At 38.0% G+C, this 21197-nt stretch carries 19 protein-coding genes and 2 pseudogenes; 9 read left to right on the forward strand and 12 right to left on the reverse strand.

The genetic code is table 11. The features are described 5' to 3' along the window. Window positions 1-79 precede the first annotated feature (79 nt). Entirely contained in the window at window positions 80-1624 is a 1545-nt protein-coding gene (gene leuA / locus GM698_RS01060; RefSeq protein ID WP_176812431.1) for a 2-isopropylmalate synthase, read from the reverse strand. A 498-nt stretch (window positions 1625-2122) separates the two neighbouring features. Here leuA and GM698_RS01065 point away from each other — a divergent pair, with 498 nt between their 5' ends. Beyond that, window positions 2123-2938 (forward strand): Cof-type HAD-IIB family hydrolase, encoded by an 816-nt coding sequence (locus GM698_RS01065; RefSeq protein ID WP_209289507.1) that lies wholly within the window; start codon window positions 2123-2125, stop codon window positions 2936-2938. A gap of 132 nt (window positions 2939-3070) precedes the next feature. Here the strand turns inward: GM698_RS01065 and GM698_RS10540 are convergent. From GM698_RS10540 to GM698_RS01095, 7 genes and pseudogenes are all read right to left on the reverse strand, one after another. Next, window positions 3071-3225 (reverse strand): annotated as a pseudogene (locus tag GM698_RS10540) (transposase); the annotation flags it as partial. Window positions 3226-3280: 55 nt separating this feature from the next. Continuing rightward, window positions 3281-4000, reverse strand: coding sequence for a Sir2 family NAD+-dependent deacetylase (cobB, locus tag GM698_RS01070; protein WP_176812430.1), 720 nt, complete (start codon window positions 3998-4000; stop codon window positions 3281-3283). 1 nt (window position 4001) lies between these two features. Then, a complete protein-coding gene (locus tag GM698_RS01075) occupies window positions 4002-4556 on the reverse strand; it encodes a hypothetical protein (RefSeq protein WP_176812429.1) in 555 nt (184 codons plus the stop codon). Continuing rightward, window positions 4556-5530 carry a hypothetical protein gene (locus GM698_RS01080; protein WP_176812428.1) on the reverse strand — a complete coding sequence of 325 codons (975 nt, stop codon included), beginning with the start codon at window positions 5528-5530 and terminating at the stop codon, window positions 4556-4558. The genes GM698_RS01075 and GM698_RS01080 overlap by 1 nt, the downstream gene beginning before the upstream one ends. Beyond that, window positions 5530-6444, reverse strand: a complete 915-nt coding sequence (locus GM698_RS01085) for a hypothetical protein (RefSeq protein WP_176812427.1) — start codon at window positions 6442-6444, stop codon at window positions 5530-5532. The genes GM698_RS01080 and GM698_RS01085 overlap by 1 nt, the downstream gene beginning before the upstream one ends. A 229-nt stretch (window positions 6445-6673) precedes the next feature. After that, on the reverse strand, window positions 6674-7795 hold the full coding sequence (locus tag GM698_RS01090) for a hypothetical protein (RefSeq protein WP_176812426.1): 1122 nt from the start codon (window positions 7793-7795) through the stop codon (window positions 6674-6676). Window positions 7796-8009: 214 nt separating this feature from the next. Further along, complete coding sequence (locus GM698_RS01095) at window positions 8010-9749, reverse strand: DUF262 domain-containing protein (RefSeq protein ID WP_209289508.1); 1740 nt, start codon at window positions 9747-9749, stop codon at window positions 8010-8012. Window positions 9750-9796: 47 nt separating this feature from the next. On the opposite strand from GM698_RS01095, the pseudogene GM698_RS10725 reads away from it, so the two are divergent. Further along, a pseudogene (locus GM698_RS10725) lies at window positions 9797-9916 on the forward strand (hemagglutinin); the annotation flags it as partial. Here GM698_RS10725 and GM698_RS01100 read toward each other — a convergent pair. Together GM698_RS01100 and GM698_RS01105 are read right to left on the reverse strand one after the other, a co-directional pair. Beyond that, entirely contained in the window at window positions 9908-10732 is an 825-nt protein-coding gene (locus GM698_RS01100) for a Sir2 family NAD-dependent protein deacetylase (RefSeq protein WP_176812424.1), read from the reverse strand. The pseudogene GM698_RS10725 and the gene GM698_RS01100 sit on opposite strands and share 9 nt — an antisense overlap. A 71-nt stretch (window positions 10733-10803) precedes the next feature. Continuing rightward, the gene (locus GM698_RS01105) at window positions 10804-11541 is read right to left on the reverse strand and encodes a PP2C family serine/threonine-protein phosphatase (RefSeq protein ID WP_176812423.1); all 738 of its coding nucleotides are present in this window, start codon (window positions 11539-11541) and stop codon (window positions 10804-10806) included. 158 nt (window positions 11542-11699) lie between these two features. Here GM698_RS01105 and GM698_RS01110 point away from each other — a divergent pair, with 158 nt between their 5' ends. Then, window positions 11700-12203: a virulence RhuM family protein gene (locus GM698_RS01110; RefSeq protein ID WP_176812422.1), complete on the forward strand. Its 504-nt coding sequence runs from the start codon at window positions 11700-11702 to the stop codon at window positions 12201-12203. On the opposite strand, the gene GM698_RS01115 is transcribed toward GM698_RS01110, so the two are convergent. Both GM698_RS01115 and GM698_RS01120 read right to left on the reverse strand, forming a co-directional pair. Next, window positions 12153-13112, reverse strand: a complete 960-nt coding sequence (locus GM698_RS01115) for a YafY family protein (RefSeq protein WP_176812421.1) — start codon at window positions 13110-13112, stop codon at window positions 12153-12155. The two genes, GM698_RS01110 and GM698_RS01115, sit on opposite strands and share 51 nt — an antisense overlap. A gap of 92 nt (window positions 13113-13204) precedes the next feature. Beyond that, a complete protein-coding gene (locus GM698_RS01120; RefSeq protein WP_176812420.1) occupies window positions 13205-13861 on the reverse strand; it encodes a hypothetical protein in 657 nt (218 codons plus the stop codon). Between the two features lie 147 nt (window positions 13862-14008). Here GM698_RS01120 and prfB point away from each other — a divergent pair. From prfB to GM698_RS01150, 6 genes are all read left to right on the forward strand, one after another. Next, window positions 14009-15107 (forward strand): peptide chain release factor 2 gene (gene prfB / locus GM698_RS01125; RefSeq protein ID WP_176809817.1). Its coding sequence is split into 2 segments (ribosomal slippage): window positions 14009-14083 and window positions 14085-15107, totalling 1098 coding nucleotides; the frame shifts between segments, so codons are not numbered across the junction. A 65-nt stretch (window positions 15108-15172) separates the two neighbouring features. Continuing rightward, the gene (locus GM698_RS01130; RefSeq protein WP_176809816.1) at window positions 15173-16261 is read left to right on the forward strand and encodes a metallophosphoesterase; all 1089 of its coding nucleotides are present in this window, start codon (window positions 15173-15175) and stop codon (window positions 16259-16261) included. A gap of 194 nt (window positions 16262-16455) precedes the next feature. Next, a complete protein-coding gene (gene yajC / locus GM698_RS01135) occupies window positions 16456-16749 on the forward strand; it encodes a preprotein translocase subunit YajC (protein WP_159629484.1) in 294 nt (97 codons plus the stop codon). Between the two features lie 37 nt (window positions 16750-16786). Further along, on the forward strand, window positions 16787-18628 hold the full coding sequence (secD, locus tag GM698_RS01140; protein WP_176808170.1) for a protein translocase subunit SecD: 1842 nt from the start codon (window positions 16787-16789) through the stop codon (window positions 18626-18628). Between the two features lie 10 nt (window positions 18629-18638). Beyond that, window positions 18639-19613: a protein translocase subunit SecF gene (gene secF, locus GM698_RS01145; protein ID WP_176808169.1), complete on the forward strand. Its 975-nt coding sequence runs from the start codon at window positions 18639-18641 to the stop codon at window positions 19611-19613. A 242-nt stretch (window positions 19614-19855) separates the two neighbouring features. Further along, window positions 19856-21157 carry an NCS2 family permease gene (locus tag GM698_RS01150; RefSeq protein ID WP_209289509.1) on the forward strand — a complete coding sequence of 434 codons (1302 nt, stop codon included), beginning with the start codon at window positions 19856-19858 and terminating at the stop codon, window positions 21155-21157. The last annotated feature ends 40 nt before the right edge of the window (window positions 21158-21197 follow it).

A 21197-nucleotide genomic window follows, 5' to 3' on the forward strand; every position in this document is an offset into this window, starting at 1 on the left:
GCAAAAATTTCAAAAAATCTGACCGCTTGTAAACGAAGAAGAAATAAAGAGCAAATTGTCATTGACCCTAATAAAATTATTATTTTTTAGGCTTTAAATTCGCTACTTTTTGTGAACGATAAATCGCATTGATAGCGTGAATTAATGCCCTTGCTGAACTCTCTACAATATCTGTTGCTAAACCAACGCCATGAAATTTTCTGCCTTCGTATTCCACCACAATATCAACCTGCCCCAATGCTTCCGCCCCTTCTCCTTTTGCAGTTAGATTATAGTGAGACATTTTTAGCTCCATACCCACAATGTTCATAATCGCATTGTAAGTAGCATCAACGGGGCCATTACCGCCTTGTGAAGTAGCACTTTGGCGAACGCCATCTAACTCCACTTGCACAAACGCTGATGCAGGTAAGCCACTAATAAGCTGAGTAGTAATTACATCAAGTGATAATCTATCTTCATCGCCCTGCTGCATATCAATAAAGGCAAGTGCTTCTAAATCATAGTCAAATACTTGCCCCTTCTTATCAGCAAGTTGTAAGAAAGCATCATAGAGTTTATCTAAATCATAATCAGATTCGGTATAACCCATATCCGCCATATGCCCTTTCACTGCAGCACGTCCTGAACGAGCAGTTAAGTTTAGCTTCTCTTTTTTCAAGCCAATTGTTTCAGGCGACATAATTTCATAGGTATTTTTATTTTTCAACATACCATCTTGATGGATGCCCGATGAATGAGCAAATGCGTTACTTCCCACAATCGCTTTATTTGGCTGAATGGGCATATTACAAAGCTGGCTTATCATTTGGCTTACTCGATGAATTTCTTGAGTATTGATACGAGTATCCACCCCCATAAACGCTTGACGAGTTTTAATTGCCATTACCACTTCTTCTAATGCCGTATTTCCTGCACGCTCGCCTATTCCATTGATAGTACACTCAATCTGTCTAGCTCCGTTTTGTACCGCCATTAAAGAATTAGCCGTTGCCATTCCCAAATCATTATGGCAGTGTACCGAAACAATGGCTTTATCTATATTTGGTACACGGTTCATCACTTGATGAATAATATTACCGTATTCATTTGGCAAGCAAAAACCCACAGTGTCAGGAATGTTTATTGTTGTTGCACCTGCATTAATTGCGGCTTCTACAATACGGCAAATATTATCAATGCCTGTACGCCCTGCATCTTCGCACGAAAATTCAACATCATCGGTATAACTTCTAGCACGTTTAACCGCAGCTACCGCCATTTCAACGACATCATCAAATGAACGTTTTAATTTAGCTTCAACGTGTAAAGCAGAACTAGCAATAAAGGTATGAATTCGAAAGGCCTCAGCCACTTTTAAGGCTTCATAAGCAGCATCAATATCTTTTGGTACTGCACGAGAAAGTGCTGCTACACGACTATTTTTAATATGGCGAGCAATTGTTTGCACCGATTCAAAATCCCCTGCTGAAGACACAGGAAACCCCACCTCCATTACATCAACACCTAAACGCTCTAAAGCAAGTGCAATTTGTAGTTTCTCTTTTACCGTCAAACTTGCTTTCAACGATTGCTCACCATCACGTAGTGTAGTATCAAAAATAATAATGTTATTGTTACTCATAATAAAACCTTCATTTTCTTTTGTTATTTCGGGATAAAAAAACCCGCATATTGAGTGCGGGCAAGAATCTGGATAGTTCATTTACATCTCTAGACAATCTTTATGCTCGCACAAAATGCGATAACAGAGAGAGTCGAAGTAAGGTAAATTTTTCCATATTGTGTGTTTATGTTTGCATTGTTATTCAGTCGTAAGGCTTATATTAGCTTTATACAGACCAATGTCAATAGCATTTTTCTCTTTACGCAACCGTTTAAACTCCACTAATAGATCATCTATTTAGAGTTTTATATCGTGTACAATCAATATATTAGATTAAAAATCCAAATCACCCCATCAATCTAAAACAATTAATCAATATCACAAATAAATATGATATTTTAACTTTTAACCCGTTTTTTCATAAAATGAAAAAATACTTCAATATTGTTATTCTCTTTGAAATTTCAACTCAAATTTGATAGCCTTTTTAAATAATTTTACTGATGAGGATCAACTATGACTCAACCATTTCGTGCCATTATTTCCGATCTTGATGGTACTTTACTAAATGCCAATCATAAAATTGGCAATTTTACGATTGATACCTTAGAAAAACTATCTCAACAAGGCGTAGATATCTTTTTTGCGACTGGTCGAAATTACCCTGATGTTTCTCATATTATCCGCAAAATAAATGTTGAAAATGCAATGTTAGTTACCTCAAACGGCGCAAGAGCAAATAATTTAGATGGTAAAAAAATTGTCAGCCACTATTTGCCTGAGAATATTGCTTTTGAATTAATGAATATTGAATTTGATAACCAGAATGTTTGCTTAAACAGTTATCAAGGCGATGAATGGTTTATTAATAAAGCGATCCCAGAGTTAAAAAATTTTCATCAAGATTCTGGGTTTAGTTATCAAGTGGTTAATTTTGGCGACCACCACGGTAGAAAAACAGAGAAAGTCTTTTTTATTGGTAGAACACCTGAAGCCTTAGTGCCAATTGAGCATTATATTAGAGAAACCTATGGCGATATGGTACAGATGACCTATTCAGCGTTACTCTGTCTTGAAGTGATGGCAAAAGGCGTATGTAAAGCAAATGCGTTGGAAGAATTAGTAAAATTACGTGGTTATACTCTGCAAGACTGCATTGCTTTTGGCGATGGAATGAATGATTTAGAGATGTTGAGCCTAGCTGGTAAAGGGTGTTTAATGGCAAATGCCGATCCTCGTTTAAAAGCAGCGTTACCAAATAATGAAGTCATTGGTTACAATAAAGATGAAGCTGTCGCACACTATATTCGAGCAATATTTAGTATGATTTAATGCTAACTTTTAGTAAAAAGCCCAGTAGGGGGCGATTAATATTCGAATTCATAGCAGCCGAATTTGTATATATCTGATAAATGAAGTTGTTTATCTTCTAATTCGTGCTTTTCCCTGATATTTCACCTACGTCCTTATCATTTCTGCATTAATACCTACAGTGTCTACGCAGTAAACTTTTGCCCAAAAGTACTTGCCCACAATTTATGCTTACGTAAATAGGGAAACTTATTGAACAATTTGATTGCTTCTCGCTCTTTTAAATCTCCCATTACCTCTGATAAAGAATGCAAGCGGCCGATTTTCTGCAAATTTTTACAAAAAACCGACCGCTTTTATCCCCTATTCTTCTAATCTAGCTAAAATCTCATCCACAAACTGCGGCACAATCTCTGTGGCTTTACCGTAACGAGCTTCTTTAAACGCCGTTTTAACCTTACTCGGCTCTAAATTGAGTTCAATGGTATGTGACTTCCAACGGTTTGCCTTTTCCACAAAACCGGCGGCAGGATACACATTACCCGATGTACCAATTGAGACGAAAATATCGCAATCGTAAATCGCCTCATCAATTTCTAGCATTTGGTACGGAATTTCGCCAAACCAGACAATATGCGGACGTAATCTTGCCGGTTGAATGCAGCAAGTACAGCGACTTTCGTCCGTCACATCGCCTTGCCAGTCATAGACCGTGCCTTTGTTTGGGCAGCGGACTTTCAGCAATTCACCGTGCATATGAATCACATTTTTCGAACCGGCACGCTTATGCAAGTTATCGACATTTTGGGTTACAATCAGCAGATTTTCGCCGAGTTTTTCTTCCAATTTAGCCAATGCCAAATGGGCGGCATTCGGTTGCACTTCGGGCTCAAACAGCTTACGGCGGCGTTCGTTATAAAAGCGTTGGACTAATTCCCGATCCCGTTTATAGCCTTCCGGCGTGGCGACATCTTCCACCCGATGATTTTCCCACAAGCCATCTTCGGCTCGGAATGTGCGGATACCTGACTCGGCGGAAATGCCTGCACCAGTTAATACAACAATTCTCGGTAATTTTTCCATTTTAATTCTCCTTACTCTTTACACTCTCATTATTTAAAAAATCTTGATAGCTCCATTTTTCAATGGAGAAGTACGCTTCCATAGTCTGTTCTGGGTCAATTTCATCAGTATTGAGCGTATGATCAAACATCGCATATTGATATGAATTATCACCGCTGGTTCCCCAAACAATTTTCTTTAAGGTCAGCTGGCGATAAATCGGAACTAATAGTGGCACAAGCATACTTTCACAGAATAAGGTTTTAGGAGCATCAAATCGGGTTTGATTTATCCAACCGAGATCATAAAACTTACCGTTTTCTTTGCACATTAAACAATCAACACTTATCGGCATATCAAAAAATCTCTCGCCATTTTCTAAGGTAAATTGATAGCAATAACTACCTTCAAAATGGGTATTGGAATGCTTGATAAATTGTAAACTTAAATGTTTATCCCATAACTTTGATGTAATAATAATGCTGTTACCTTTATATTCCACAATCGGCTGCTGTTTTTGTACCTCTGGCAAGGCGATAAAACCATTAATGACCCATTGAGTGAAATCAGCTTTCATTAAAATTTCTCCGAATAACCAAACCGCTGTTCTGCCATTTCGAGCATTGCCTGTAAATTTTGGCAAAAGAGTTTGGTATGCTGTAAAAACTTTTCCGGATCATCGTAAAAACGATTTCCAATCGTCATCTGCATTTTGTCGCTGGCTCGGAAAAAAGTGAGATGCTTCATATCTTCTATTTCTTCATTTTGTAACAGTGCCAGTGTGCCGATATTCGAGAATGTCATCACATCCTCATCTCGTTCCACAATCGCATTGCCACAAAGATAAGCATTACTACCGATATTGGTATCAAACTTCACTTCGGTATTGCCTTCCACTTTCGCTTCACCACAAATGTCTGAATCATAAATTTTAGCATTGCCGTAAATTTCAGCATTATCGTGAATCCCCCCACCATAGATAATTGCATTACCATATACTGAGCAACTATTATTCAACCAACCGCCACGCACTTCGGCATTATCTCGTAAAGAAATACATCCATTTTCCGAACTATTCGTCTTACCACCACAAAAAATAGCATTATTAGACATAGAAAGTGATGAGTAATATCCGTTTACCTCAGCATCACCATATATTTTTGCATTATCTTTCATTGTCAGATTTACATCACAAATAAAAGCATCACCATAGATTTTTACTTGATCAGATATATCAAATTTATAGTGATTTTCACAATAAATCCAAGCCCGACCAAATACTCTTGCATTTCCGTGAATAATGCCTTTGCCTGTAATAATCGCATTATGCTCGACTTTGGCACTACCAAAGACATAAACATTTTCGGCTATCCAACAATTACCTTGCTGAGAAAGGTTTTCTTCTTTTTCAATCCAACCTCCTAGCTCTCCCTCTTTTACAGAATGTTCCCAAGCACCTTTTCGGTAAAATGAAAAGTCTCTTAATGATTCAATTTGATAAAGTGTTTTTCCTTGATACTCTACAGTATTTTCAGTTAAACGATATTTCATTAGAAACCTCCCAAAATGCGTGACTTTGCTAATTTAATTGCCGTTTCATATTCTGAATAAGCCTTTAAGGCATTTCGGATTTGTGTCGGTGAGAAAGGCTCATTGTTATAACGAATTTCAAATCCATTTTCTGTTTTATATGCTGTTAAATATTCTAGAAAATCCGAAAATATTTTTGTTTGCAAAAAATCATTTTGAGATTGAATAAAGGCATTACTACCCAAATTAACACCATCATTGATCACAATATTTTCACCAATAATCCGAGTATTACCGAAAAAATCATTACTACCACTAATTTCCGCCCCACAGATTTTGACATTATCTTCAATCCTGATTCGATTACCTTGAATGATCGAATTTCCCCAAATTTCCACATCTCCTTTAATATGGCAATTTGCTTCAATTTGAGCATTACCATAAATCTGAGCATTATCAGAAATCCAAATTTTTCCAATAGCATTTCCACCCACACGGGCATTTTCAAAAATTTTCACGGAACCACAAATACGAGTGTTTTTTCCGCATACTGCAGCATTCCCGAAAATTTCTACATGGTCTGAAATCTGTCCCTTTACAGAAACTTGAGCATTACCATAAATTTTGACATTATCACCAATATTCCCTCTTGTAACCCGAGCATTGCCATATAACTGTGCTTGATCATATAAGCGAGAAAAACCTCCCAAATAGGCATTTTCGGAGACATAAGCCTGATCCCATACTTCCGCACTATTCGCCACCCAGCAATTTCCCTCTTGCGACAAATTATGCTCACCGCTAATGAAACCGCCTAGATCACCGACTTTCACTTCGTGACCATCACTTGTCGTAAAATCTCGCAACGCCTGAATTTGATAGAGTTTTTGCTTATCATCGCCTTTATCACTTTCAATTAAACAATACTTTTTCATTTGCTACTCCTGTTTTGTGAGATAGGGATATTCTAGGTAAAGATACGTTATTTTGTGTCGCATAAGATGCTAGATTTTAGCCATAGCATAAGAATGGAAGAATATATTTGAACATGCTAATGGTGGGATTTAAAAGTCGGGGAAGGAAAAAATAAGCGGTGCAATTTTGCAGAATTTTTGCAAGATTGCACCGCTTTCTCTAACCCAAATTAGAAGAATCCAATAATTTCTAACTCTCAATATTTTCAATAACCATAGGTAACTTCCTATTTAAGATCCTCTTCTCAGCAATCTTTAATATCAAATTAATATCCTCAATCTCATCTTGATTAGCATTTTCTTGTAAAAACTCTCTAAACTCATCCAAAGTAGCAAAATAGCGTTTATTATCATAATCTGTAGAATTAATAATAAACCCAACAGACAAACCGTTATTCTGATTATGATAAACTGTTATACTTCTACTAAGATCGCTAATATAATTTACAAAAAACACTGCACCATTACTATCAATATCTGCATTATCCGGTAAATATATTCTATCAATTTTCAACATAGAACCATTCAGCCGTCCATTTCCAGAAACAATCAAACTATCATCTATTAAAGTATCTTGACCAATATAAACTTTGCCTTCTAGCTTTGGTGTTCCACAAATTTTTCCATATATTTTAAGATAATCCCCTAACGATAAATTACAGGAATTACTGACCAAACCATTAATATAAGCACTTCCTTTAATATATAAATATTGATTAAACTGAATTCTAGAAGATTTAATTACAGCACTTTCATATATGTCTATATAATGATTATACGCCAGTATAGAATCCAAAACTTTAGCGTTATCAAAAACATCTACTTTTACATTGTCACTAAAATTAACATCAAAAATCTCAACATTTCTACTAATATTAATTTCTATATTATTACAGAAAATAGTCCTACCATACACTTTAGTATTACCCAAAATATGAAGCCTCCTATTATTACGGAGCATAACATCACCATATATTTTAGCATCTTCTCCAACCCATACTTGAGTATATTCAAGCTCAGATTCTGTTTCACTTTCATAAACAATACGAACATTATCAAAAATCTCAGCATTGTCTGTTAATTTACTATAACGAACTTGCGCACTTCCATAAACTTTAGCATTATCCATTACCAATGCTGTATCATAAATCCACGCATCTCCTTCATGAGATAAATTATGCTCGCCCTCAACATAACCACCAAGATCACCTTTCTTTATATCTATGCTTGGAATATCAATTAATGCTTGAATTTGATAGACAGTTTTTCCATCTACTTCTTCTGTACTTTCAGTTAAACAGTATTTTTTCATTTTTTACTCCTATGGTGTTAGATATCAGGATGATACACACTCATGCGTTATTTTGTTTCGCATAAAAATTCTAGATTTTTAGCAAAAGTATAAGAATGGAAGAATGTACTTAAACAGGCTAATAGTAGGATTGAAAAGTCGGGAAAAGGAAAAAAATAAGCGGTGCAGTTTTGCAGATTTTTTGCAAAGTTGCACCGCTATAAATTGAGGAGAGTTACAGAATGCTCATTAAAAATGAAATAATCTTATCTCGTCTTGCCTGAATTTCTTCTTTTTTCCATTTAGGATCTTTTTCCGTCATAGCAAAAATTTCTCTCTGCTGTGCCAAACGGTTATTCTTATAGCTATTACGCTTATCTTCAAATGACTGATTCCCAATAGAGCAATTCTGAGATTTTGAAATTAACATTAAATTACCTAAGCAATGTAGGTAGTTTGCATTAAATTCGTTATCGTACTCATCATATCCAGTTGCGATCTCTGATTGATCTTTTGGCGTTTTAGGCGAAATGTGCTCTAATTCTGGGCTTTTCACCTCTTCAAAGCGAGTAAGCTCATAGCCATTGGCATTTTTTGACTCTAAATAGTTTTCATATTTCCACAGAAGGAATTTTGCGATAGGGTTATAAATATTTCCACTTAACGCAGTTTTAATTACATTATTATTCCAGTAATTCCACCACCATTCATCACAAGTTTTCAATTCATTGATAAGTGTTAGAATGGGGTCAATACTAGTATTTCTGGCATTAAAACTCTGATATACATTTTTTAGTCTTGCTGTTAAATCTGCTCTTGTTCCAGCTAATCTATGGCGAAGTAAAATAGATTCTAATGCTTCACATAATGCTGATTTTTGTTCTAAGCCGAGATTAAATTTATAGGCTTTTAATACAAATGGCATTACTGCACCTAAATCACCAAGTGAAACGAAAGAGTGGATTTTATGTACAGATTTTTCATCTTTGGTAAAAAATTGTTTTAGATTTTCAAAACTGAGAGAAAGCTCTAATACAAACTCACGAATAAACTGAATACCCGATTTTTCCTCCATGTCTTTGTCTGCTTCATTTAATCGTTTTGCAATCCACTTTTGTGGAGTCAGTTCATTCAAGGCATTTAATGAATTTCCATAAACTCGAATAGTGTAGCGCAGAACATCATCTTCACTGATTTTATATTCAATAGCCGAAATTGATTTATATATGGTTTCAAAGCGATCTTTGATTTCTTTTAATAAGTTATCTCGTTCTGCTGTGCCATAGAGATGTACATAAAACATCAATTCTGCTTTTATAACTTCTAAATCAGTTGGTTTTTTCCCACGATTGTTTTGGAAAATAAACATTTGAATGGCTTCGGCTTCATCTTTTACGGCGTGAGTAGTACAAGATGCATCACTTACAATATCCAATAAATGTAATAATTGTTCTTCCTCGCAATGTGAGAAATAAACACTAAAATATTGAAATGCTTGTAAAAAACGACGCTTAGATTCAGTATCTACACTACTCAGTTCAGGCACTGCACCTACTACACCGTCAATAATAGCATCTTTAAATAATCGTCTATCATACTCAACGGTTTGGAATCGATCTTGATGATAATACTGCACCATTTCACCATATTTAGCTTGCAGTTTAATTGGTAATGCAGCTATTTCTTTTACATTGTGAATTTCCTTCAAACGCTGAAAAAGTGCAGTCACAAAAATAACTATTGTTGTCAGGCGTTGCTGCCCATCTACGATGTGAAAGGTATCATTACCTTTATCTTCAAATAAGAAGTGTCCAAAATAGTAAGGGGAACTTGCCTTGCTTTTTCGATATTCTTCCAGATCTTGCAAAAATTGACTAACCTGTTTGTCTTTTTCCCAAGCATAAGCTCGTTGATAACTTGGCACGATAATTTGACCGCTTGCCAGCATTTTTCTGATAGTTGTAGAGGCTTCCATAATATAACTCCATATTGAAAAGATGTTTAATTCTCACACAATAATAACAAGCAAGCAAGCAAGCAAGCAAGCAAGCAAGCAAGCAAGCAAGCAAGCAAGCAAGCAAGCAAGCAAGCAAGCAAAATTATTTTAACCATTTGATTTTAATAGAAAATATCTTATTTTAAAACCTCATCAATCGCTTTCAACGCCTCCAATCCGCCCATTTCCAAACTTAAAAAGTGCATTTTCGGCACGCCTGCGTCTATCGGGTTAATTCGAATTAAACCTCCTCTTTTCTGTTTGGCGGTGCGTTCGGAAAAATTACGCACGGTTGGTATGGCTTTGCCTGCACCGATTTCAATCACCACTGGTCGCTCCGTTTTGCCTAGCCATTCATTTAATAAAGCTTCTTTGCCAAATTGGTAACCTTCGGCATAGCTCCAATCGTTGAACATCAATACATTTTGGCGAGCCAAACCGCCACAGTCGGGGCAACGAGGGGCTTCGTTTAAGACCACGCAGTTTTCATCATCAGTTATCGGTTGATAACCGTAAGACCACCACGATTTACTTTGGCAATTTGCCACACATTGCAAACGCTCTAATGTGCCGTGACATTCATAAATACGGGCTTCGGAATAGCCTGCTTTACGGAAATGCCCATCCACATTGCTGGCAAACACAAAATAGCCGTGCTTTTTGCTTTCTGCCCAACGTTTGAGAATTGCATAGCCTTCGTGCGGTTCGGCTTGGCGATATTGATTTAGGCGGTGAGCGAAAAACCATTTGGCAAGCTCAGGACGTTGTTGGTAAGCAAGCGGTGTGGCAATGTCCATAAATTGCAAATCAAACTTTTTAAGTGGTGGGTAAGCATTCCAAAATCCGCCAACACTTCTAAAATCAGGCAAACCGCTATCCACCGACATCCCCGCCCCTGCGGTAATTAAAATGCCGTCTGCTTGACGGATAAGTTCTGCTGCGTAGTTAAGATCGTTTTTCATATGGCGTTCCTTATATCTAATGGGGTATAAGATGATTTTAAGTGTTAACACGACAATTTATGTCGTATCAATTACAATATCTCAACAATCACGACAGAAAAATCATCTGATTTTTTGATAAAACGTTGAAGAAAATGCAGCCTAACGCAATTGTCCTGACTTTGTTGCCAGAGCCAATTTAGTCTCTCTGATGAAATTCTGTCATGTAATCCATCACTACACAGCAGTATACTCTCGCCTTTTTCCAGCTGAAATTCAGCTGTATGAATACGAAAATCATCCGCCTCAAAATCGGCAATGAGACAATCAGTCAAGCCGTTGTAGATGGAAGCATACTGCGTATGTTCATCGACAACGCCTTGTTGCCGCATTTCGGTTAGCATGGTGTGATCAACACTGAGCTGTTGCCACTGACCTTGTGCGGTAATCTTGTATGCTCGACTATCGCCCACATTTAAGATTTTGCCCTTGCCATTAGCGTGCAATTCACAACCGACAAAGGTACTGCCTATCCCAAAATGCACAGCTGCATATTTTTCACAAAGGGCAAATTGTGTGGCACGCAACCACGTTGAATTAAGCTCTTGGCATTCACTCAACCTTCCCATTAAAAAACGGCTGGCAAGCTGGGATTGAGAGCTATGCGAAACACCATCTGCGATACCAAACATCACCTTGTTTGCCTCCAACATATCACTTTCAGCATTTTTATACTGCCATTGATAAACCGCTTTACCGTTGAATAACGCATCTTGGTTTTTCTTGTGAAAAGAGCCAACCTGTTGGCAGAATGTGAGTTGAAAAGGCATTAATGTCTCCCTTTTTTACGAAAATTCTCTCTTTAATACAGGCTAATCGGTGCAATTAAAAGTCGGAAAATCGATATTTTTTCGATGAAGATCACAAAATCAGCCCAAAATCTGCGTTGGTTTTGTGTTAAGGTATCACTCAAAGGAAGGAGAAATTTATGCAAGCATTAACCACACCCACCAGTGCGAACATTCTATTTTATTCGGCACCGCAAGATGTACAAATTGAAGTGCAATATCTTGATGAAACCTTTTGGCTAACACAAAAGAGTATGGCAGAGTTGTTTGGGGTTCAATCTCATACAATTAATTTCCATTTAAAGCAGATTTTTGAAACGGGAGAATTAGAACAAATTTCAACCACTCGAAAAATTCGAATAGTTCAACAGGAAGGAAATCGTCAAGTTAGTCGTAACCTTGATTTCTACAACCTCGATGCCATTATTACCGTAGGCTATCGTGTAAACAGCCGAGAGGCGACTCAGTTCCGTATTTGGGCAACCAATACATTGCGAGAATTTATTATTAAAGGGTTTGTTATTGACGATCAACGCTTAAAACAAGCGGTTGATTTTGCAACCAATATCGCAAAATCAACCGCTTGCATAAAACTAAACTGGCTCTTTTTCTATATCCCAAATATCTTCCCCAAATTTGCGTAGCCACCATTCTAGCATATTGTTATCCGCAACCGTGGCTTGGAAACGATAGTGTTCTTCGCTCTCTTCCAACATCTTTTGATCTTTGGCTATTGGGGTTTCCGTGAGGTGAAAGCCTGCCGATTTGGAAATCGAGAAAGTGAGGCAGATTTTATCGCCATTACCAAAACCGAGATGACCGTCATTCTGATAACGTTGCAAATTAAAATCTTTCGGGCGTTCAAAGGTAAAAGTGGAAATTTCAGCTTTGCGAATACGATGCAGAGCAAGCAATCGATTATCTTCAAATCCTTCATAACGACAGACCAGATAAATACTTGCCCCTTGTTGAGCTATCGCCAGCGGCATAATGGTTGCTGAATGCTTTTTGCCAAATTGATTTTGGTATTCAATATGGAGCAATTTATTTTGAAATAGTGCTTGGCTTACAGCAGCAAAAATCTCATCTTTAATTTTGGCTGGGATAAGCGGTAAGCTGGTTGGTGTTGAGCAAACTTTATTTAGCCATTGATATTCGGGCTTGTCTTTACTGCCTGAGACCATCTTATCTGCCTGTTCAAAAAAGGGCTTCATCGATGCCATTAAATTTGCCGGTAGCAAGTATTTCAAATGTTGCTCGGCAAGTTTCAGTAATAGTGATTGCTGCTCATTTAAAATAGGCAATACCAAACCTTCGGAGTGTAGTTTCCAACTGTATCCAAAGGGTTTTGAACGCTCATCACATTCAATATCAAAATGTTCACATAAAATTTTAAGCGTACGTTGAATAGTTCTTAAATCTCGCTCAAAACCGGTTTCAAGAAGCTGTTCGTGTAGGCTTTTTGCATCAATTTTTCGAGGCAATTTTGGAATACGGCGTAAAATTTCGAGTTGCAGTAGTGTGGCGTCAATATCACTGGGTCGGTTTGCCATGATGTTCTCCCTTTCAAATAGAGGTGAAATTATAGCAAGAATAAGCAGTGATGTTGCAGAATAACCTGCAAAATTCACCGCTTGTTGAGACGTTAGGCTTGCTCTTGTTGGAGTCGGGCTTTGGCAATATCTAAATTATGGGCGGTGCGATTAAAACCGATTGAATAGCGACGTTGCAAGCTCGCTATGGAGGTCGCTGGATTATCTCTCAACGCATCGATAAACTGCTCGACTAACTGAGCGTCATAATACTCTGGCTTATTCTCACGCGGCAGCTCAACCACATGTTGTTTGATAGGCTCTTTAATCTCGCCATAACCACCTAAAATAAATAAGCGTAAGTGATCACCGCTGTAATCTGCGCCCACAATAATCGCAGCATCTTCATTCGCATACTGCTCTATCTCCCCCATAATTTGGTAGACGGTCTCAAGAGTTATCTCTGCAGAGGCTTGAATATTCACTAATAAAATATCAAATTTCTTTTGCTGATTGAGGGAAGAGAGCGATCTTTTATCAAATTGACACTGTTCAAATTCGATCAAATAGGCTTGAACCTCCTCAGCACGTTCGAACATCTTGAAATCGTCTCCATCAATATTGATCATTCCTTCATTACTCACTATAGATTTAAGTGTGCGACTAATCTCTTCTTCGGCTAACTTTTCTGTACGAAGTTGCGTCTCTTGAAAAATAATTTTGCTACTATTTGGGTGTTGTGCTGAGCGTTGGGCAAGTTGTTCTAACATTTTAGGCTCCTTTAATATAAATAAATGTGAACTATACACATAATAACGACATTTTGTTTCGCATGCCGTTCATTTGCAAAAAATTCTACAAATTTAACCGCTTGCGGTATAATCACGCCCTTATAAAACAGTAAAAGGAATCAATCGATGTTTGAACTCAATCCAATTAAAACTCAACTTGCTGATCTAACCCAAAGAACCTCGATCATTCGGGGGTATCTTTGACTTTGATAGCAAAGTTGAGCGTTTAGAAGAAGTGAATGCAGAACTGGAACAGCCCGATGTCTGGAACAAGCCAGAGAAAGCCCAAGCATTAGGGAAAGAACGCTCAATGTTGGAGCAAATTGTTAATACTATCAAAGTCTTAGCGCAAGGAATTGAAGATGTGGAAGGTTTGATTGAGCTTGCTATCGAAGCAGAAGATCAAGACACCTTTAACGAAGCCCAGCTTGAGGCCGATGAATTAGAGAAAAAACTGGCGGAGTTGGAATTTAAGCGGATGTTCAGTGGGCCTCACGACAGTGCAGATTGCTACTTAGATTTACAAGCAGGCTCAGGTGGAACAGAAGCACAAGACTGGACGGAAATGTTGCTGAGAATGTACCTACGTTGGGCGGAATCTAAAGGCTTTAAAGCCGATTTGATGGAGGCTTCAGACGGTGATGTAGCAGGGATTAAATCTGCAACGGTGAAAATTTCTGGCGATTACGCTTACGGCTGGTTTAGAACTGAAACGGGTATTCATCGCTTAGTTCGTAAAAGCCCATTTGATGCTAACAACGGAAGACACACCTCGTTCTCAGCCGCATTTGTTTATCCTGAAATTGATGATGATATTGATATTGAGATCAATCCAGCCGATCTGCGTATTGATGTTTACCGTGCTTCAGGGGCGGGCGGTCAGCACGTCAATAAAACTGAATCTGCTGTGCGGATTACCCATCAACCAAGTGGGATTGTGGTGCAGTGCCAGAACGGTAGGTCGCAACACCAAAATAAAGATCAAGCGATGAAACAATTGAAAGCGAAACTGTATGAGCTGGAAATGAGCAAGAAAAATGCCGAAAAACAGGCAATGGAAGATAATAAATCCGACATTGGCTGGGGTAGTCAAATTCGCTCGTATGTGTTAGACGATTCACGCATTAAAGACCATCGTACGGGAGTAGAACACCGTACTACACAACAAGTGCTAGACGGCGATTTAGATAAATTTGTGGAAGCAAGTCTGAAAGCAGGGCTGTAATCGCATTTATATCGTGTTGTTTTAACAATGAGGCTAAATTTAGCCTCTCATTTAAGGATAGACGCTTGGAATACCGTTACTATATTACCGTCGTAATTGCTGTTGCAGTGTTACAACTCTTCTTATACAGCTTTGCAAAAACTATTGGCTGGTTACTTAATTTATCTGAAAAAAACCGTAAAACCGTTAGCTTTCTTAGCTTTTTAATTATTAATGGAATGGTCATTCTAGCCATTACCCGAATGTTCTTGCTGTTTCGAGTAATGGCACTGGTGCTAGTGTTGTTGCTATTTGCATTTTTTATCAGTTTTTTGACCGCTTGTATTTACAAATTAACCAGAGGGAATCCTGCCATTAATCGAGGCTTGAAGATATTCTACCCTTTTGCTTTTTTAGGCTTAATTGGGCTTGGGTTTTATAATGCTTATGTGCCAACGCTGGTGCATTATTCAGTCAAATTAGAAAAACCTCTAGCACAACCAATTCGCATTGGTGTAGCAAGTGATTTACATTTAGGCAAACAATTTGGGGCAAAACAACTTGATAAACTAGCAGAGATTTTTCAGCAAGAAAACGTAGATCTCATTTTACTACCAGGCGATATTATGGACGATAACTTAACGGTTTATCATTCAGAAAATATGCACAGTTCACTCGCTAAACTCAATGCACCACTTGGCGTATATGCTACACTTGGCAACCACGATTTCTTTGGCAATCAAGAAAGTATTGCCCAGACCATTCGTCAGGCAGGTATTCGGGTTTTATGGGATCAAGCGGTCGAAATTGATGGAAAATTTGTTATTGTTGGACGTAACGATGATTTAGTCAAAACACGCCCATCTGCTGAGCAATTACTGCAATCTGTCAATACTAAATTGCCCGTGATTTTACTTGACCATCGTCCGACAGAAATTGAAAAACACACTAAACTGCCGATTGACATTCAAGTTTCAGGCCACGCCCACAAAGGACAAATTTTCCCTGCAAATATTATTACTCAGTTTATGTATCAATTACACTACGGCTATGAAAAAATCGGCTTAGGTCATTATTTTGTCACATCAGGCTATGGTTTTTGGGGCATACCAATGCGGTTAGGATCACAATCTGAAGTGTTGATTATTGATGTAGAAGGCAATAATCCATCATAATTTAGGCTAGATGGCTATTTCTTTGGTAAAAAATTAAAAAAGCTACTTTTTAACTAACGCTAACCTCATTTTTGCTTAAAAGAAAAGCATTTGATGGCTTTTTCTACTCGTTAATTCATTGAATTTATGCTATTTTAACAGGCGTTTTTATAACGTAATTTTTTCTACCACTTAAGACAATTTAAGGAGTTTTTATGCAACAAGGTAGCGGAATGGAAATGATCTTTATCCTGATTATTTTCGGTGCAATTTTCTATTTTATGATTTATCGCCCTCAGGCAAAACGCCAAAAACAACAACGTGAATTACTAGCAAGTCTAGCAAAAGGCGAAGAAGTATTAACCAGCGGTGGTTTAATCGGTAAAATTACCAAAATAACGGCTGATAATGACAATATTGTTATCGCATTAAACGACACAACTGAAATAACCATTAAACGTGATTTCGTTGTGGCTGTACTTCCAAAAGGTTCATTAAAATCGCTTTAATAACCGCTAATCCAACTTTACTACTTGGGGATTTATTGTGTTAAACCGTTTCCCGCTATGGAAGAATTTAATGGTGATCTTATTGATCGCCATTGGTGCTTTATACGCCCTTCCAAATTTATATGGTGATGATCCATCAGTCCAAATTTCTGGTACTCGTGGGCAACAAGCCACACCTGAAACTCTTACTCAAATTCAATCTACACTTTCATCTGTGAATATTCAGCCCAAATCAGCCATATTAGAAAATGGTTCGATCTTGGTGCGTTTAGAAAGCAGCGAGCAACAATTAGCAGCGAAAGAAAAAATCGCAGAGGTATTGGGTAATAACTATTCAGTTGCCTTGAACCTTGCACCTGCAACACCAGATTGGCTTTCAAGTATTGGTGGGAGCCCGATGAAGTTAGGCTTAGACTTACTTGGTGGTGTTCGCTTTCTAATGGAAGTAGATATGAACACGGCTCTTGCAAAACAACAAGATACTTTGCAAGACAGTCTGCGTAACGATTTCCGTAAAGAAAAACTGCAATATAAAGCGGTCAAAAAAGGGGAAAATTTTGCAACTGACATTGAATTTGCAGACAGCCAAACTGCAGAAAAAGCAGTTCGTTTAGTTCAACGTGTTCATCCAACACTTGATGTATTATTAAAAGGTAATAGCATTACCTTAACCCCTTCAGCACAAGCTCTTTCAGATTCTCGTAGTGTAGCGATTGAGCAAAATCTTTCTATTTTACGTAAGCGTGTAGAAGAGTTGGGCGTTTCAGAACCCTCTATTCAACGTCAGGGGGCAGATCGTATTGTGGTTGAATTACCTGGCGTTCAAGATACTGCTCGTGCAAAAGAACTTTTAGGTGCAACTGCAACACTTGAGTTCCGTTTAGTAAATACAGAAGCGAATTTAGCTTCTGCAGCTAAAGGGATTGTTCCCGCAGATTCTGAAATACAGAATACCCGTGATGGTGAACCCGTCGTTTTACGCCGTAAGCCATCTTTAGGTGGCGAGCACATTATTGATGCAACCTCAGGCACAGATGAGCGAGGGTTGCCACAAGTTAGTATCCGATTAGATACTGCTGGTGGCGAAATGATGGGCGAAATAACCAAGATGGCAATCAAAAAGCCAATGGCAACGCTTTATACCGAATTTAAAGATTCAGGTCGTAAAGATGCAAACGGTAAAGTAATTTTGGAAAAACATCAAGAAATTATTAATGTTGCCACCATTCAAACCCGTCTAGGAAACCAATTCCAAATTACAGGTATTAATTCTGCAGCTGAAGCACAAAACCTTGCTGTTTTATTACGTTCTGGTGCGTTAATTGCTCCAATCGTCATTGTAGAAGAGCGAACTATCGGTGCATCGTTAGGTGCTGATAATGTTAAACAAGGTATGAATGCGAGTATTTTAGGTCTAGGCTTAACAATTCTGTTCTGCTTAGTGTTTTATAAAATGTTTGGTGTGTTTGCCTCTTTTGCATTAATTGCAAATATGCTTTTAACTATCGGTTTAATGTCATTAATTGGAGCAACCCTAACTATGCCAGGCATTGCTGGTATTGTGCTTGCAGTAGGTATGTCGGTTGATGCAAACGTACTGATTTATGAACGAATTAAAGAAGAAATTCGCAATGGACGTTCTGTTCAGCAAGCTATTCACGAAGGTTATAGCGGTGCATTTTCCAGTATTTTTGACTCAAACCTCACAACAATCTTAACCTCTCTTGTGCTTTATGGCGTCGGAACAGGTCCAGTAAAAGGCTTTGCAATCACTCTGGCTTTAGGCGTAATCATTTCAATGTTTACGGCGATTACAGGAACGCGTATGCTCGTAAACTGGGTTTATGGTGGCAAACGTGTGAAAAAACTTTGGATTTAAGGTGGAATAAATGGCTATTGAAAATACAAAACAAGATGTAGCAGACATTAAACTGCCTTATAAATTAATCCCATTTATGAAATACCGCTATTTGGGTTTCATCTTCTCTATTATTATTTCTGTATTATGTACTTTCATCATCGTAACGAAAGGATTTAACTGGGGTTTAGATTTCACTGGTGGCACGGTTATTGAAACGCAATTTTCGCAGCCTGCTGATTTAACAAAACTGCGTGCGGAACTTGAAAATAGAGGCTATGGTAGTGCGTTAGTACAAACTACTGGCAGCCAAAAAGACCTAATGATCCGCTTGTCTGCGAATGCTGGTGATATGAGTGTCGGAAATAAAGTGATGGAGATGATCCACCAGACATTAGATCCGAACGCGACTATCAAAAGCATTGAGTTCGTTGGTCCTAACGTTGGTGAAGAACTAACTCAAGGTGCTATTTATGCCACCCTTGCCACCCTTGCTATGCTACTTATCTACGTTGGAACACGATTTGAGTGGCGTTTAGCCTTAGGCGGTATTGTTGCATTATCACACGATGTATTAGTGACACTTGGCGTATTCTCTTTATTGCAGATTGAGATCGATCTCACATTCGTAGCAGCTATTTTATCTGTAGTGGGTTATTCATTGAACGACTCTATCGTTGTATTCGACCGTGTCAGAGAAAACTTCTCGAAAATTCGCCGTTTAAGCTCAATTGAAGTAATAGATATTTCATTAAGCCAAACACTTTCTCGTACGTTAATGACCTCTATTACGACTCTCTTCGTGGTATTAGCATTGTTCTATTTAGGTGGACCAACATTATATAGCTTTTCACTTGCATTATTGATTGGTATTGGTTTCGGTACTTACTCATCGATTTATATTGCAATTGGTGTCGCATTACAACTTGGTTTGAAACGTGAACATATGGTTCAACCTAAGGTTGAAAAAGAAGGGGCAGATCAAGCTACCTTTATCGACTACTAATACTAATACAGTAATAGATAATCTGCACCCAAAGTTGGACTAAACAGCTCACTGAGGTGCAGATTTTTTACTACAAGCGGTCAAAAATAAACAATTTTTTGCAATATCAGCTGTCTTTTCGTATCTCGCTAATCTTTGAATTCAGCTACTCATCAACTTACGCAAACGTTTGCCAATTAATTTGAATTTCTGTAGAATGCAGCCCACCATTTTTCTCCTTTCTATTTTTCTTTGAGGTTTTTATGTCCTTATTTAAATTTGAAGAGCGTAACTCAAACGTTCGTCAAGAAGTGATCGCAGGTTTAACTACTTTTCTTGCAATGGTCTATTCAGTTATTGTTGTGCCAGGAATGTTAAGCCAAGCGGGTTTTCCTGCGGAATCGGTATTTATTGCTACCTGCTTAGTTTCTGGTTTAGGCTCCATCTTAATTGGGCTATGGGCTAATGCACCAATGGCAATTGGTTGTGCCATTTCTTTAACTGCTTTTACCGCTTTTAGTTTAGTGCTTGGGCAACAAGTTTCTATTCCTGTTGCCTTAGGTGCGATTTTCTTAATGGGTGTAGTTTTTACTATTATTTCTGCAACAGGCATTCGTACTTGGATTTTGCGTAATTTACCAAGCAGTATTGCACACGGTGCAGGTATTGGTATCGGCTTATTTCTACTTATCATTGCGGCTACTAACGTAAAATTAGTCATCAATAGCGGTATGGATATTCCTGTAAAACTTGGCGATTTCACATCATTTCCGGTATTAATGTCGTTAATAGGTCTAGCTGCCATTATCGGTTTAGAAAAACTAAAAATAAAAGGTAGCATTTTATGGGTAATCATCGCGATTACTATAGTAGGGTTATTGTTTGATCCAAGCGTAAAATATTCAGGCTTTTTCAAAATGCCAAGCTTTGGCGAAAATTCGCTATTTTTAAGCTTAGATATTATGGGTGCACTAAACACAGCCATTTTACCTGTGGTATTTGCATTAGTGATGACGGCGATTTTTGATGCAACAGGCACAATTCGAGCGGTGGCAGGCCAAGCTAATTTATTGGATAAAGATGGCCAAATCATCAATGGTGATAAAGCCTTAACGTCAGATTCTTTCGGATCAATTTTATCTGGTTTATTCGGTACAGCACCTGCAGCTGTGTATATTGAATCGGCTGCAGGCACAGCAGTTGGCGGTAAAACAGGCTTAACCGCGGTAGTCGTTGGTATTGGTTTCTTATTTATGCTGTTCTTCCAACCACTGGCTTTCTTAGTACCAAGCTATGCAACGGCTCCTGCATTGATGTATGTAGGGTTATTGATGTTGAGCAATGTCTCTAAATTAGATTTCAGTGATTTTGTTGGTGCGATGTCTGGCTTGGTATGTGCGGTATTTATCGTATTAACTGCAAATATTGTAACCGGTATTATGTTAGGATTCGCAACATTAGTTATTGGTCGCTTAATTTCAAGCGAAGCAAAAAAACTGAACTTAGGCACAGCCATCATTGCGGTGATTTTAGTCGCATTCTATGCGTTCGGTTTAGCCATTTAATTTGCAAAAAATTAGCCAAAAAAGACCGCTTGTCATATTC

It is taken from the genome of Mannheimia sp. ZY171111, assembly GCF_017750945.1.
In the GTDB taxonomy this organism is placed as follows: domain Bacteria; phylum Pseudomonadota; class Gammaproteobacteria; order Enterobacterales; family Pasteurellaceae; genus Mannheimia; species Mannheimia pernigra.